Annotated in this window: 10 protein-coding genes; 3 read left to right on the top strand and 7 right to left on the bottom strand. The window is 61.4% G+C overall.

Going from position 1 to position 14,191, the window contains the following annotated elements:
- Positions 1–14: 14 nt before the first annotated feature.
- The 4 genes from J1D76_RS18350 to glgA are packed head-to-tail and all read right to left on the bottom strand — an operon-like array spanning position 15 to position 8,279.
- Positions 15–2,810 carry a malto-oligosyltrehalose synthase gene (locus J1D76_RS18350; protein ID WP_421139683.1) on the bottom strand — a complete coding sequence of 932 codons (2,796 nt, stop codon included), beginning with the start codon at positions 2,808–2,810 and terminating at the stop codon, positions 15–17.
- Positions 2,807–4,885, bottom strand: a complete 2,079-nt coding sequence (malQ, locus tag J1D76_RS18345; RefSeq protein ID WP_421139682.1) for a 4-alpha-glucanotransferase — start codon at positions 4,883–4,885, stop codon at positions 2,807–2,809. Before malQ ends, J1D76_RS18350 begins: the two co-directional genes overlap by 4 nt.
- A complete protein-coding gene (treZ, locus tag J1D76_RS18340; protein ID WP_421139681.1) occupies positions 4,878–6,677 on the bottom strand; it encodes a malto-oligosyltrehalose trehalohydrolase in 1,800 nt (599 codons plus the stop codon). Before treZ ends, malQ begins: the two co-directional genes overlap by 8 nt.
- 12 nt (positions 6,678–6,689) lie before the next feature.
- Positions 6,690–8,279, bottom strand: a complete 1,590-nt coding sequence (gene glgA, locus J1D76_RS18335; protein WP_421139680.1) for a glycogen synthase GlgA — start codon at positions 8,277–8,279, stop codon at positions 6,690–6,692.
- 557 nt (positions 8,280–8,836) lie between these two features.
- Here glgA and J1D76_RS18330 point away from each other — a divergent pair.
- Together J1D76_RS18330 and nudC are read left to right on the top strand one after the other, a co-directional pair.
- Complete coding sequence (locus J1D76_RS18330; protein WP_421139679.1) at positions 8,837–9,649, top strand: crotonase/enoyl-CoA hydratase family protein; 813 nt, start codon at positions 8,837–8,839, stop codon at positions 9,647–9,649.
- 6 nt (positions 9,650–9,655) lie between these two features.
- On the top strand, positions 9,656–10,486 hold the full coding sequence (gene nudC / locus J1D76_RS18325) for an NAD(+) diphosphatase (RefSeq protein ID WP_421139678.1): 831 nt from the start codon (positions 9,656–9,658) through the stop codon (positions 10,484–10,486).
- Here the strand turns inward: nudC and J1D76_RS18320 are convergent.
- The 3 genes from J1D76_RS18320 to J1D76_RS18310 all read right to left on the bottom strand — a co-directional run bounded on the left by J1D76_RS18320 (position 10,454) and on the right by J1D76_RS18310 (position 12,597).
- Positions 10,454–11,233, bottom strand: coding sequence for a TSUP family transporter (locus J1D76_RS18320; protein WP_421139677.1), 780 nt, complete (start codon positions 11,231–11,233; stop codon positions 10,454–10,456). The two genes, nudC and J1D76_RS18320, sit on opposite strands and share 33 nt — an antisense overlap.
- Positions 11,234–11,501: 268 nt before the next feature.
- Positions 11,502–11,978 carry a DUF1348 family protein gene (locus J1D76_RS18315; RefSeq protein ID WP_421139676.1) on the bottom strand — a complete coding sequence of 159 codons (477 nt, stop codon included), beginning with the start codon at positions 11,976–11,978 and terminating at the stop codon, positions 11,502–11,504.
- A gap of 55 nt (positions 11,979–12,033) precedes the next feature.
- Positions 12,034–12,597, bottom strand: coding sequence for a TetR/AcrR family transcriptional regulator (locus J1D76_RS18310; protein ID WP_421139675.1), 564 nt, complete (start codon positions 12,595–12,597; stop codon positions 12,034–12,036).
- 216 nt (positions 12,598–12,813) lie between these two features.
- On the opposite strand from J1D76_RS18310, the gene pssA reads away from it, so the two are divergent.
- Positions 12,814–14,157, top strand: a complete 1,344-nt coding sequence (pssA, locus tag J1D76_RS18305) for a CDP-diacylglycerol--serine O-phosphatidyltransferase (protein ID WP_421139674.1) — start codon at positions 12,814–12,816, stop codon at positions 14,155–14,157.
- Positions 14,158–14,191: the final 34 nt, after the last annotated feature.

Genomic DNA, 14,191 nt, shown 5'->3' with positions numbered 1-14,191 from the left:
CTCCTGAACTGAACTCAAGTGTGGGCAGTTTGAATAATGAGGTTGACCGGGAAATCCCCCAGCGCGGCGCTGATCAGCAGCTCCCTGTTTTTTGTGACTGCGGTGCCGGAAAAAAGTCCCTTCAGATTTTCGTCCGGGTTGGTGAACGGCAATTTGACCCGGGTATCGCCCCACTGCGGCGCGGGGACTTGCGGTTCGGCACCGTTTTCCAGCAGCTCTGCACAGCGTACCGGCACAATCACAATGACGCGTTTTCCCTCCCGTTCACGGACAAAAGCCAGCACTCGATGGGCTTCGCTGCCCACCACTTCCAGGGCCTGGTAATTGCCATGCCGAAACAGCTCGGCATGCTCGGCACGCAGGTTCAAGGTGCGCGCAATCAAGGCTTGCTTGATGCGCCCGTCACGCCAGTTCGCCAATAGTTCCGGCAGTTCCGTTGATGCCTGCAACGCTTGCTGACGACGGAGGTAATCCACCGGCCGACGGTTATCCGGGTCGACCAGGCTGAAGTCCCAGAACTCGTTGCCCTGATAAAGATCAGGCACCCCCGGTACAGTCATGCGCAGCAAGGTTTGCGCCAATCCGTTGAGCGCACCGGGTACGGCAATCGCCTGGGCAGCCTTGGCGAGGGCGGCGCGCAACAACTCGCCTTCGGAGCTGAGCAACAGCCGCTGGATGAAGGCCTCGCTCGCTTGCTCATAGGGCTCATTGGGCGCGCTCCAGCTGCTTTGCAACTTGGCTTCGCGCAGGGCTTTGCGCTGCCACTGCCAGAGGCGCTGGGCGTAGTCCTCGAGCGCCGGCCGATCATCGAGGCTCAACTCCAGCGGCCAGCTGCCGAGGATCGCCTGATACAGGATTAACTCATCGCCCGCCGACGGCACCTGTTCGTCCTGGCGCAACGGCCGGGCGAGGGCGCGCCACAGGCCGATCTGGTCGGCATACCAGGTGCTGCGTTCGCTCAGTATCGCCAGCCGTGCGCGAGCATCTTCACCGCGCTTGTGGTCATGGGTGGCACTGGCGAGCAGATTATCCGGGAAGGTCAGCAGACGCTCGATGCAGGCCTGATGAAAATCAGCCACGGGCGCACTGAATTGCTCGGTGCTGAATCCCACGTCATTGCGTGAGAGCAGCACGGCTGAGCGATAGAACGCAGTGTCTTCGACCGCTTTCGCCGCCGCCGGCGAAGTCAGTTGCTGGAAGCGCACGCAGGCATGCTTGAGGCGTTTGCGCGGACGTCCGGCCGGGCGCTGCCGCCAAGGTTCGCCCCCGAGCCAGCCGGCGAGACAATCGAGTACCGGCCAGTCCGCCTCGCCGAGGGTTTGCCGGGCTCCGTCCATGGCCTGCTGGAAAAACGCCTCGTCCTGGGCCGAACGGCCAAGGGGGCTGATATAGGTGCGGTACACCGGGAAATGCACGATCAACGCCTGCAATGCGCGGCGAATGGCGCCGAGGGTCAGGTCGCGGGTCATGAGGTTGTCCCGCGCCACTTGCAGCAGGGCCTGCGCGACGCTTTCGAAGTCGCCGGCAAGCGAGCCATTGAGAATTTGCTGGCGGGCCAGTTGGGTTTCCTGGGAGAAGTCCGACGGCCGCTCGCTGTGGCGCTGCCAGAGTTCGGCCAGCACCTGCGCGCCTTGCGGCTCGGTTTGCAACAGCGACAACTGGTTCATGAATTCGTAGCCGGTGGTGCCGTCCACCGACCAGTCGCGATGCAGGGTTTCGCCTTCACCAAGGATCTTTTCCACATAAATAGGCAAGTGACGGCCGGCGGTCAGGCTATCGACCCGACGACGCAATTTGCGACAATAGCCTCGCGGGTCGGCGAGGCCGTCGATGTGATCGATGCGCAACCCGTCGATCAACCCCTCGGCCACCAGTTGGAAGATCTTCGCGTGGGTCGCTTCAAACACCGCCGGGCGTTCGACGCGCAGGCCGCCCAGTTCATTGATATCGAAGAAGCGCCGCCAGTTGATGTCATCGGCGGCGGTGCGCCAACTGGCCAGGCGATAACTCTGGCGCTCCAGCAGGTTGTGCAGGCGCTGGAAGCCTTCGGCGCTGCGTGAATCGTAGTTGTTCAGGTGCTGCTCGATGGTTTGCGCAATGGCCGGCTCACTGACCAGATCGCGCAGTTCGGTTTTCAGCGCAACGGCCAGGTGATGCGCGTCGGTCTGGTAGCTCAGGGTGCTGAAGCGGTCGGCCAGGGCCTTGAGTTGCTCGGCCTGTAGCGCATCGAGCGGCGTAGCGCTCTTGAGCAGTTCGCCGTAATTGCTGGGGCAAATAGGAAAGCGGTGCTCGTAATGCTCGACATGGAAGGTGCCGTGCCAGGCATCGAAGCGTAAAGGCAAGGTGCCGTCCTGCAACGCGACGCCATAGTCACTGCCCAGGAATGGCAGCAGCAACTGGCCTTCCATCAGTGGGTCCGGGGAGTGCCACTGGATGTCGAAGAACTCGCCGTAGGGGCTCAGGCGCCCCCATTCCAGCAGGTCCAGCCACCAGGGATTGTCACTGCCGCCGACGGCCATGTGGTTGGACACGATATCGAGGATCAACCCCATGTTTTGCGCGTGCAAGGCGCTGACCAGGCTGCGCAGCGCCGCTTCGCCGCCGAGCTCCGGATTGACCCGGGTCGGGTCCACCACATCGTAGCCATGCATCGACCCGGCGCGGGCGCGCAACAGCGGCGAGGCGTAGACATGGCTGATGCCGAGGCGGGCAAAATACGGCACCAGCGGCACCGCATCTTCCAGGGTGAAGCCTTTGTGAAACTGCAGGCGCAACGTGGCGCGAAGGGGGCGGGTTGGCATTGGAATCATCGATCACGCTCGGCTGCCTGAAGGCGCGCACAGGCCAGCAGTTCCAGACGCCGTGCGGCATCGTCCCCATCGAGCAGGGCTTCGCTGTAGCCCGGCAGGCGCCGCGACCAATTGGGGTGCGTGTCGATGGTGCCGGGGAGGTTGGCCTGCTGTTCGACGCCCAGCGCATCTTCCAGTGGCAACAGCACCAACGGCGCCCGGGTGTGGCCGAGGAAGCGTACGCTGGCATCGAGCACCTGGTCGGCTTCGTGGGACTCTTCGCGAAAGTTTTGCGGATCCTGGCTCAAGGCTCGGCGCAGGCCCTCGCGCTCACGCTCGCGATGCTGGCGCCATTCGATTTCACCGCTGGCGTCGACCAGGCCAAGCCGGGCGTTCCAGTCGATGTCGCGGCCATGCCACCAGCCAATGAGGGTCGGCAGGTCATGGGTACTGGTCGTCGCGAGGGCGTTGTCGGGCCAGTCGAGAATCGGTTTGAAGAGGGTGTTGTCCTGTTCGAACAACAACACGCGCATGCCGAGCATTGAGCGGGCGATGAGTTTGTCCCGCAGGCCATCGGGCACGGTGCCGAGGTCCTCGCCGAGGACGATGGCCTGGTGACGATGGGACTCCAGGGTCAGCAAACGCAGCAGGTCGTCCACCGGGTAATACAGGTAGGCACCGTCGGCCGGCGGCGAGCCGTTAGGGATCACCCACAACCGCTGCAAGCCCATGACGTGATCGATGCGCAAGCCGCCGGAATGGGCGAAATTGGCCCGCAGCATTTCGATGAAGGCGCGGAACCCGTTACGCACCAGGCCTTCGGGGGAGAACGCGGAGATGCCCCAGCCCTGGCCGCTGCGGTTGAGAATATCCGGTGGCGCACCGACGGTGAGGGCGGCGAGCAATTCGTCCTGACGGCTCCAGGCCTGGCTGCCGCCGCCGTCGGCGCCGACTGCGAGGTCGGCGATCAGGCCAATGCTCATGCCACTGGCGCGGGCGGCAGTTTGCGCGCGCTCAAGACAACGGGTGATCAGCCACTGGCAGAAAGCAAAGAAACCAATGCGCCCGGCATTCTCTTCGGCAAACGCCGCCAGTTCGGCGCTGCGCGGATCGCGCCAGGGTTCGGGCCACTCGCGCCAGTCCGGGTTTTCACCGTTGGCGACGCGGGCCTCTTGCATGGCTTCGAAGCGGCAGTGATTTTCCAGCGCTTCGCCAGCGGCATGACGAAAACTGCTGAAGTCTTCATGCAGCGGGTGTTCACCCTGGACAAAGCCGTCGTACAGGGCCTGCAACAGTCGGTGCTTGGCTTCGGCGGCGGCCGGCCAGTCAATCAGCGGACGTTCTTCCAGCGTCTTGAGCTCAATCGCCAGGCCCGTGGCATCAATGGCGGTGCGCAGCGCGCGTTCGCCGAGGATGGTGCCCGGCGCGCAGTAAAGGCTGTTGAGAAACAACCGACTGGACGGCGAGTAAGGGCTGTAGCGCTGGGTGTCGTTGGAAAACATCGCGTGCAGCGGACTGATCGCCAGCGCCTCGGCGCCACGTTCACCGGCGACCCGGGCGAGGTCTTCCAGTGCCTGGGTGTCACCAAAGCCGCCATCGCCCGGGCGACGCAAGCCATACAGTTGCACGCTCAGGCCCCAGGCCCGCGGGATCGGATTGTCCACGGCATCGGCCACGCTGTAGCAACGGGCCGGGGCCACGGCCAGGGTAAAGGTCTGACCGTCGATGCTGACGTGTTGATAGCCGACCGGGATCAGGCCCGGCAGTAAGGCGTCGGCGTCCAGCTTCAGGCTGATCCGCGAGCCGTCTTCAAGGTGGATTTCGCACGGCGTTTGAGGCTCGAAATAGCGCGCCAGGTCGAGGCCCGCACCCAAATCGACGGTCATCAAGGGCGGCAAGCGGTGGGTCTGTTGTACCGCCTGCAATTGGAGCAGGCTGGCGTCGATTTCCTGGGCGCTGCCGGCCGGGTGGCCAAGACCGGTCAGCACATTGCGCAATACAGAGGGTGCAACTTTTTGTGGGCGGCCGTTGGCATCGATCCAATCGACCGCGAGGCCGGCACGGCTGGCCAGGATTTCCAGTTGCGCATCACTCATGGACGCTCTCCAAACGAGGTAGCAAAGGGGCTGCGGCGGTGAGGCTGACGAGCGCGCAATACGGGGCAAGGGTGCCTTGTTCCAACAGATCGGCGCTCTCGGGCGGGACTGCAAACACCCGTGTGGCACCCGCTTGTGATGTGTGGACTACCGGCCGCTCGCTGAGGTTCAGATCAATGCGCAGTTGACTGCCATCGCCCAGGCGCCAGGCCGCGCTGACGGCACCTTCGGCCAGCACGTCGGCGCCCAGCGCCAAGGCACCGGCCAGGTGCGGGATGATCAGACGGTGACGGATTTGTAGTAGCCGGCAATACAGCTCGTGCATCTGCGAGCGGCCCTTTTCGGGCAGGACAGGGCGGGAGGCTTCGAATGTCTGTGGGGCATTCGGGTCGGGAATGTGTTCACGCTGATGCGGATCGGCAAAGGCACTGAACGCGGCGAATTCATTGCGCCGGCCATCACGAACCAGCTTCGCCAGTTCACCGTGGTGGCTGGTGAAAAACAGGAAGGGCTGTTCGACAGCGAACTCGTCGCCCATGAACAGCAGCGGGATCATTGGCGACAACAGCAGCAATACCGTGGCCGCGCGCAACGCCTGCGGATGAGCGAGTTGATGCAGGCGCTCGCCGAAGGCGCGGTTGCCGATCTGGTCATGGTTCTGCAAGAACAGGATGAAAGCGCTCGGCGGTAGATGCCCGCTCGGTTCACCGCGTGCCACGCCGTGACGGTTGAGATGGCCCTGGAACGCGAAACCCTGGCTCAGGCAACGGGCCAGTTGTTCGGTGGGGTTGTCGGCGTAGTCGGCGTAATAGGCATCGGTTTCACCGGTCAGCAACACATGCAGGGCGTTGTGGCCGTCATCGTTCCATTGCGCGTCGTAGCCCTGTTCGAGCAGGCTGGCCTGGTTGTGTTCGTTTTCTACCATCAGCCACACATGCCGCGCCGGTGCCGTTTGTTCGCGCACCCGACGGGCCAGGTCCGGGAGGAAATCCGGGTCTGCGATGGCATGCACTGCGTCCAGGCGCAAGCCGTCGAAACGGTATTCAAACAGCCACATCAAGGCGTTTTCGATGAAGAAGTCCTGCACTTCGCGACGACGGAAGTCGATGGCGGCGCCCCACGGCGTGTGTTGGTCCTCGCGGAAAAAGCCCTTGGCGTAGCGATGCAGGTAATTACCGTCCGGGCCGAAGTGGTTGTACACCACGTCGAGAATCACCGCCAGGCCATGACCGTGGGCGGTGTCGATCAGGTGCTTGAGTTGCTCGGGCGAACCATAGGACGCTTGGGGCGCGAACGGCAGGACGCCGTCATAACCCCAATTGCGCTCGCCGGGAAACTGCGCGATGGGCATCAGTTCGATCGCTGTGACGCCCAGCTCGACCAGCCGCGCCAGATGCTGCTCGACGGCACTGAAACCGCCGAGTGCACCCACGTGCAGTTCGTAGATCACCGCTTCGTTCCATGGCCGCCCAAGCCAGGCAGTGTGTTGCCACGCATAGGCCAGCGAATCGACCACCACGCTGGGCTGGTCGATGTCGCCTGCCTGGGCGCGTGACGCCGGGTCGGGCACTTCCAGTTCACCATCGATGCTGAAGCGGTAGCGCGTACCCGCCGGGCAGTGGGTGTTGATCACGAACCAGCCGTCGGCCTGAGGCAACAACGGCAAGGACTGTCCATTTTCCAGTTCGACACTGACGTAAAACGCATCTGGCGCCCACAACGCGAATCGTGTGTGCTCTGCATCCAGCATGATTGCGCCGTGGGGCCAGGTCTCAAGGGTCCGTAACGGCATCTTGAAAGCCTCTTACTGTTTGTTCTTGTTCGACTTCCCCAGTGCTTTAGCCACCAGTTGCTCATAAAGCTCGGCGTAGGGTTCGACCGCCTTGCACCAGTTGAATGGCGCGGCCATGGCTCGGCTGCGCATGGCGTGCAGCAGGTCAGGGAAGGCGAACACCTTGAACGCGCGGCTCAGGGCTTCCTGATAGCTTTCGACAGTGGATTCATCGAACAGGAAGCCGGTCACGCCGTTTTCGATGGTATCGGCCAGGCCGCCGGTGTTGCGTGCCACTGGCAACGAGCCGAAGCGTTGGGCGTACATCTGGCTCAGCCCACAGGGTTCATAACGCGATGGCATGAGCAGGAAGTCGCTGCCGGCAAACATGCGCCGGGCATCGGTTTCGTTGAAGCCGATGCGCACGCCGATCTGCCCGGGGAAACGCAGGGCCAGTTCACGCATCGACTGTTCTTCTTCCGGCTCGCCACGACCGATGATCGCGATCTGACCACCGGATTTGACGATGTATTCGGAGACCGCTTCGGTCAGGTCCAGGCCCTTTTGATACACCAGCCGCGAGACCACCGCAAACAGTGGGCCCGCGGATTCTTCCAGGCCGAACAGTTCACGGACATGGGCGGCGTTCATCGCTTTGCCGTCCCAATCGCCGATGCCGAACGGGCAGAACAGGTGCGGGTCGGTCGCCGCATCCCAGCTTTCATCGATGCCGTTGGGAATCCCGCTGAGCAAGCCTTGCTGGGTCTTGGCGGCCAGGAAACCGTCGAGGCCGCAGCCGAAATCCGGGGTGGTGATTTCCTGGGCGTAGGTCGCGCTGACCGTGGTGATGTGGCTCGAATAGGCCATGCCGGCCTTGAGGAACGACATCTTGCCGTAGAACTCCATGCCTTCCTGTTGCAGCGCGTGATGAGGAATACCCAGTTCGGGGCACGAACCGAGGCTGGTCACGCCTTGATAAGCCAGGTTATGGATGGTGAACAGGGTCGGCGTACGCTGCCCGCGCCAGTGCATATAGGCCGGGGCCAGGCCGGCCGGCCAGTCGTGGGCGTGCACCAGGTCCGGGCACCAGTGAATCTGCGCCAGGTTGGCGGCGATGTCGGCAGCCGCGAGGCCCAGCCGGGCGAAGCGGATATGGTTGTCCGGCCAGTCGCGACCATTGTTGGCGCCGTAGGGCGAACCTTCGCGCTCGTAGAGTTCGGGGCAGATCAGTACGTAGATGACCAAACCGTCAGGCATGTCCATGCGCCCGATCTTGCACGGTGGCAGCGCCGCGTGGCCGCCGAGTTCGCCGATGATGTGAATCGGGTTTTCGCTGTGCAGCACCTGCGGATAACCGGGGATCAGCACCCGCACATCGTGCAAGTGGGCCATGGCCCGTGGCAGGGCCGCGGACACGTCGCCCAGCCCACCGGTTTTCACCAGGTCGGCAATTTCGGAGGTGACGAACAAGACTTTCTTGCGGTTGGGGTTCTGGTGACTGACCGGGGCCAGCGTCTTGGTGCCTGAAACGTTGATCGGTTGGGCACTGGCGGCAGTAACGGCGCTCGATTCGCCGACCTGATGAGCACGCTCTCCGTGTATTTCTAAAGCCGTACTGATCATCTGAATCTCCCGTGCTATTGATCTAGTTCTTAGGTCTGGCAAACGGTGTTCCATGGCCAATTCCCGTGGCCGGGCGCAAACGCGCTACGCATCAGTGAGCAAGCGCTAATGCGCTGAAGCAGAGTGGGTGAATGAGCCGTTGCAAAGATTGCACCAGTCGTAACGCACCTTCTTTTCAAAGGACCGATCAGTAACCGCAAAAGTTTCGACTATTTTTTCACTTTATGACCGACCGGTTTCGCCTCGAGAAAATGAGTCTAGGCCAGAACTTAGAGCGGTAAAGCGCGGATGGCAAAATTGTTCGACAATCGGTTTGCAACGGAACGGACGTGCCTGATCGGGGGGCGAATGCTCCGACGAAGTGCATGTTTTTTTGCAATTGGAGCCTCAAAACGTCACCCGCCAGTCACATAAGTGTGCGACGCGTTTTTTCGTGGCTGCACTATTGTGGTGCGTGAGTGCCCGGTCCCGGATTTGGCCGAACCACGGCCTTACTGTCGAGCTGGATGCCTTGGTATAGTTCGGGCCTCTTTTTTGCCCGGTAAAGGATCATTCGCATGTCTCAGTACACCGCGTTCAATGTCGAACTGGTCGACAAAATTGCCCATGTGCAGATCAACCGTCCGGAGAAGATTAACGCGATGAACGCGGCGTTCTGGAGCGAGATCGTCGAGATTTTCCAGTGGATCGACGACACCGACGAAGTGCGTGTAGTGGTGCTCAGTGGGGCAGGCAAGCATTTTTCTTCGGGTATCGATCTGATGATGCTGGCCGGCGTGGCTAATGAATTGGGCAAGGATGTCGGCCGCAATGCACGCCTGTTGCGGCGCAAGATCCTCAACCTGCAAGCGTCGTTCAATGCGGTCGATAACTGCCGCAAACCAGTGCTCGCGGCGATTCAGGGCTATTGCCTGGGCGGCGCCATCGACCTGATTGCCGCGTGCGACATGCGCTACGCCGCGGAAGGTGCACAGTTCTCGATCAAGGAAATCGACATCGGCATGGCCGCCGACGTCGGTACGTTGCAGCGCTTGCCGCGCATCATCGGTGACGGCATGCTGCGTGAACTGGCTTACACTGGCCGCACCTTTGGTGCACAAGAAGCACGCGGCATGGGCCTGGTCAATCGCGTCTACAGCGATAATGCCAGCTTGCTCGACGGCGTCATGGGCATCGCCCGCGAAATCGCCAGCAAGTCGCCGATTGCGATCACCGGCACCAAGGAGATGATCAGCTACATGCGTGACCATCGCATTGACGACGGCCTCGAATACATCGCTACCTGGAACGCCGCCATGCTGCAATCCACCGATCTGCGCGTGGCCATGGCCGCCCACATGAGCAAACAGAAACCTGAATTTCTGGATTGATTAACCATGATTCCTCGCTGGACCACCGCAGTACTGGACACCGATCAACCCGGCGGCTGGGCCGTTGCGCGCAGCCCCGAAGGCTTTCTGTTCGATGACAACGGCGCACTGTTTCCTCGCCATTGGTTAAAGGGACAAGACCTGTCGATTATCGCCGAGCATGGCATCGGTCACCTGGATGGCGAGCCGGTCTACCTGCTGGAGCTGCGCAGTGCCAGCGAGGTGCCGGGTTGCAACTGGAAAGGCCTGCGGGCGTTCATGCTCGAAGGCGATCACACGGTCTACAAGGTGCTCGGTTACGCTGCTCAAATCGGCACCTGGGCTCGCGAGCACCGTTTTTGCGGCAATTGCGGGCAGGCGACCCATCAGGTGCCGGGTGAGCGAGCGATGTACTGCGAGCCGTGCGATCTGCGTTATTACCCGCGGATTTCACCGAGCATGATCGTGCTGGTGACCCGCGGCGATGAGATCCTTTTGGGGCGTTCGCCGCGCTTTGTGGCCGGGGTCTACAGCACCCTGGCCGGGTTTGCCGAGCCGGGCGAATCGGCCGAGGATTGCCTGATTCGCGAAGTGCGCGAAGAGGTCAGCATCGAGGTCAAGAACATCCAGTACCTGGGCAGTCAGTGCTGGCCGTTCCCGCACTCGATGATGCTCGGGTTCCACGCCGAATATGCCGGGGGTGAAATCGTCTGCCAGGAAGACGAGATCGAGGACGCCCAGTGGTTCAACGTGCACGCGCTGCCGCCGTTGCCGGCGTCACGCTCGATTGCCCGTTATCTGATCGACGTCTACGTGGCGCGCCGTTTAGGCCACGCTGAACCAGTGCTGCCAGGCTAGCCGCACCGTCAACGCCAGTACCACGGTGATGAACACCGGGCGAATGAACTTCGCACCGCCGCTGATGGCGGTGCGAGCGCCGAAGAATGCGCCAACCATCAACGACGAGCCCATGCTCAGGCCGATGATCCAGTCCACCTGACCGGAAAAGATGAACACCGACAGCGCCGCCGCGTTGCTGACGAAGTTCATGCTGCGTGCCACGCCGCTGGCCTTTACCAGATCGATGGGGTAGAGCAGCAGGCTGCTGACGGTCCAGAACGCGCCCGTGCCGGGACCAGCCACACCGTCATAGAAACCGAGGCTGAAGCCTTGGGTCGATTGCCACTTTTTCTTGATCGGTGCGTCGCTGTCCAGCGGCGCTTTCGGCGTGCCGCCAAACAACAGGTAAATACCGCAGGCAAAGACGATCACCGGCAACATTTTGTTCAGCCATTCGGCCGGCAGGTAATGTGCGACGATGGCGCCGGCCAATGCCCCGACCAGGGTGCCGACGATCGCATGCACCCACTGCGCCGGGTGGAACAGCTTGCGTCGGTAAAAGGTAAAGCTGGCCGTCGCCGAGCCGAAGGTCGAACTGAGCTTGTTGGTGCCCAGCACCAGGTGCGGCGGCAGGCCGGCGGTCAACAGTGCAGGGGTGGTCAACAGGCCGCCACCGCCGGCGATGGCATCGATGAAACCGGCAACAAAGGCGACAAGTGCCAGGATGGCCAGGGTGGAGAGGTCAACGCTGAGTTCGAAAGGCATGGGATCGGCTTATTCGGCGGGTGCAAAAAAAGGGCTGCGGGGAAGGGGCGACATCTTACTCATCTGTACAACACAACACCATTGTAGGCGCTGGCTTGCCAGCGAAAGCGGTGTGTCAACCAACATGGATGCAGGAATTGACGACGCCTTCGCTGGCTGCGGCTGGCCACCGCAAGCTGTAGGAGCAAGCTTGCTCGCGAACGCCATGGCACGGTGTATCAGGCAGATGGCCTTCGCTGGCAAGCCTGCTCCTACAAATATGATGTGTTTACAGGCCAAGGTCCGACAGGCCCGGGTGATCGTCAGGGCGGCGGCCCAAGGGCCAATGGAATGTGCGTTCGCTTTCTTTTATTGGCAGGTCGTTGATGCACGCGAAGCGGCGGGCCATCAGGCCGTCTTCGTTGAATTCCCAGTTTTCGTTGCCGTAGGAGCGAAACCAGTTGCCCGAATCGTCGTGCCATTCATAGGCATAACGCACGGCAATGCGGTTATCGGTGAAGGCCCAGAGCTCCTTGATCAGCCGATAGTCCAGTTCCTTGGCCCATTTGCGGGTCAGGAATGCCTTGGCTTCCTCGCGGTTGTTGGCGAACTCGGCGCGGTTGCGCCATTTTGTGTCGAGGGTGTAGGCCAGGGACACGCGCGCCGGGTCGCGGGAGTTCCAGCCATCTTCGGCCAGGCGAATTTTTTCAATAGCCGATTCACGGGTGAACGGGGGCAGTGGCGGACGAACTTCGGTATCAGACATTTCATCTCTCCGTATCAAGTTAACGTTCAAGCAAGTTGTCGAGCGGGATTAATGGCTACAGGTCCAACAAGGTTCGCGCCATGCATTGCGCGTTATCGGCGGCACTGTGGTCGCCCATGACCAATGCCACGGTAATGGCTCCATCGATCAGGATCAGCAGTTGACGGGCCAGCGTCTGGGGATCGTGTGCGCCATGTTCGGTGCATAGCTCATACAGGTAGTCGAGCAGCTTCTGTTTATGCTCTTTCGCCAACAGGCGCACGGGGTCTTGCGGGTTGCCGGTTTCGCCGCTGGTGTTGATGAACGCGCAGCCGCGAAAGCCTTCGGATTCAAACCACGACTTGAGCACGGTAAACAGGTTGAGCAATCGGCCAGCGGAGGTTTCGGCTCGCCCGACTTCAGTTTTATACCAGTGCATCCAGCGCTGGTCGCGGCGTTGCAGGGCGGCCAGGACCAGTTCGTCTTTGTTGGCGAAGTAGCGGTAGATGCTTTTTCTGGAGACACCGGCGGTTTTTACCAGGCGATCCATGCCGGTGGCGGCGATGCCACTTTTGTAGATCAATTTTTCGGTGACATTCATAATGATGTCGCGGGTTTCGTTGTTTGTGGTTTCGTTCATGTCGGATACAGTAGAACGATCGTTCTTCATGTTCAATTTAAATTTTGTAGCGACTGATAGAGGGTCTTCGCTGGCAAGCCAGCTCCTACAGGGGAGCGTAAATTTTCTGTAGGAGCTGGCTTGCCAGCGAAGGCGCCAGGATACACACCCACAAGACCCGACCCCATCGATGGTGTAAGCTCTCGGGTTCTTCGGATTCGACCCATTGCGAGCCCTATGCCGTCGCTTTTCAAACGCTCCCTGCTGCCCAAACTGCGCAGTTTTCCGCTGACCGCCGATGCCGTCAGCATCCTCTCTGGCGCTGCCGAATTCCGTCGTTGCCTGCTGGAGAAAATCGCCAGCGCGACCCGGCGCATCTACATCGTTGCGCTGTACCTGCAACAGGATGAAGCCGGCCAGGAAATCCTCGATGCCTTGCACGCGGCCAAGCTGGCGCGTCCGGAACTGGACGTGGTGGTCGTGGTTGACTGGTTGCGCGCGCAGCGCGGCCTGATCGGTGCCGGCAAGCAACCGGGCAACTCCGCCTGGTATCAGGACATGACCCGCACGCATGCCAGCGAAGTGCCGATCTATGGCGTGCCGGTACAGACCCGCGAGCTGTTCGGTGTGTTGCACCTCAAAGGTTTCATCATCGATGACTGCGTGATCTACAGCGGCGCGAGCCTGAACAACGTCTATCTGCACAAGTTCGACAAGTACCGCTACGACCGCTATCACCTGCTGCACAACCGTGAATTGGCCGACTCCATGCAGCACCTGGTGCAACACGGCCTGGTGGCTTCCAAAGCGGTCCATCGCCTCGACCTGCCGAACCTGCCGACCACCCGCAGCCTGCGCAATGACATCGGCGACCTGCGTAGCCGCCTCAAACACGCGGCGTACGACACCACGCGCGGCACCATCGACAGGAACGGTTTGTCTGTCAGCCCGTTGCTCGGCGTCGGCAAGAACAATCCACTGAACCGAGTGATCTGCGAGCTGATCGCCAGCGCCCGGCAGCAGCTAACCATCTGCACGCCATACTTCAACCTGCCGCTGGCGATCATCCGCGAGATCAACCGCGCCTTGGCCCGTGGGGTGAAGATCGACATCGTGGTCGGCGACAAGACGGCCAATGACTTCTACATTGCGCCAAGCGAACCGTTCCGGGTCATTTCGGCGCTGCCGTACCTGTACGAAATCAGCCTGCGCCGGTTTGCCAAACGGCATCAGCGCAACATCGACAGTGGCCAGTTGAACCTGCACCTGTGGCGTGACGGTGAGAACAGCTATCACCTCAAGGGCATGTGGGTCGATCAGCGCTACACCTTGCTGACTGGCAACAACCTCAACCCGCGGGCGTTCCGGCTCGATCTGGAAAACGCCTTGCTGATCGACGACCCGCTCGGTGAGTGGCGGGAGCCGCGTGGTCAGGAGCTGGCGGAAATTTTCCAGCACACCCGGCGTATCGAGCATTTCCAGAACCTGGAAACCCTTGCCGACTACCCGATGGGCGTCGCCAAGTTCCTCAAGCGCGTGAGTCGCGTGCGGATCGAGCGCTTGCTCTACCGCATTCTTTAAGGCGAGAAAAAGCTTCGCTGGCAAGCCAGCTCCT

Origin of the sequence: Pseudomonas sp. NFX15 (assembly GCF_049132105.1) — a bacterium.
Classification (GTDB): Bacteria; Pseudomonadota; Gammaproteobacteria; order Pseudomonadales; family Pseudomonadaceae; genus Aquipseudomonas.
This window is presented reverse-complemented; position numbering and strand designations above follow the sequence as displayed.

Coding starts and splice junctions, on each gene's coding strand:
- J1D76_RS18315 (WP_421139676.1), bottom strand. CDS start 11,978: ATGTCTGATACCGAAGTTCGTCCGCCACTGCCCCCGTTCACCCGTGAA.
- nudC (WP_421139678.1), top strand. CDS start 9,656: ATGATTCCTCGCTGGACCACCGCAGTACTGGACACCGATCAACCCGGC.
- glgA (WP_421139680.1), bottom strand. CDS start 8,279: ATGATCAGTACGGCTTTAGAAATACACGGAGAGCGTGCTCATCAGGTC.
- treZ (WP_421139681.1), bottom strand. CDS start 6,677: ATGCCGTTACGGACCCTTGAGACCTGGCCCCACGGCGCAATCATGCTG.
- J1D76_RS18350 (WP_421139683.1), bottom strand. CDS start 2,810: ATGATTCCAATGCCAACCCGCCCCCTTCGCGCCACGTTGCGCCTGCAG.
- malQ (WP_421139682.1), bottom strand. CDS start 4,885: ATGAGTGATGCGCAACTGGAAATCCTGGCCAGCCGTGCCGGCCTCGCG.
- J1D76_RS18330 (WP_421139679.1), top strand. CDS start 8,837: ATGTCTCAGTACACCGCGTTCAATGTCGAACTGGTCGACAAAATTGCC.
- pssA (WP_421139674.1), top strand. CDS start 12,814: ATGCCGTCGCTTTTCAAACGCTCCCTGCTGCCCAAACTGCGCAGTTTT.
- J1D76_RS18320 (WP_421139677.1), bottom strand. CDS start 11,233: ATGCCTTTCGAACTCAGCGTTGACCTCTCCACCCTGGCCATCCTGGCA.
- J1D76_RS18310 (WP_421139675.1), bottom strand. CDS start 12,597: ATGAACGAAACCACAAACAACGAAACCCGCGACATCATTATGAATGTC.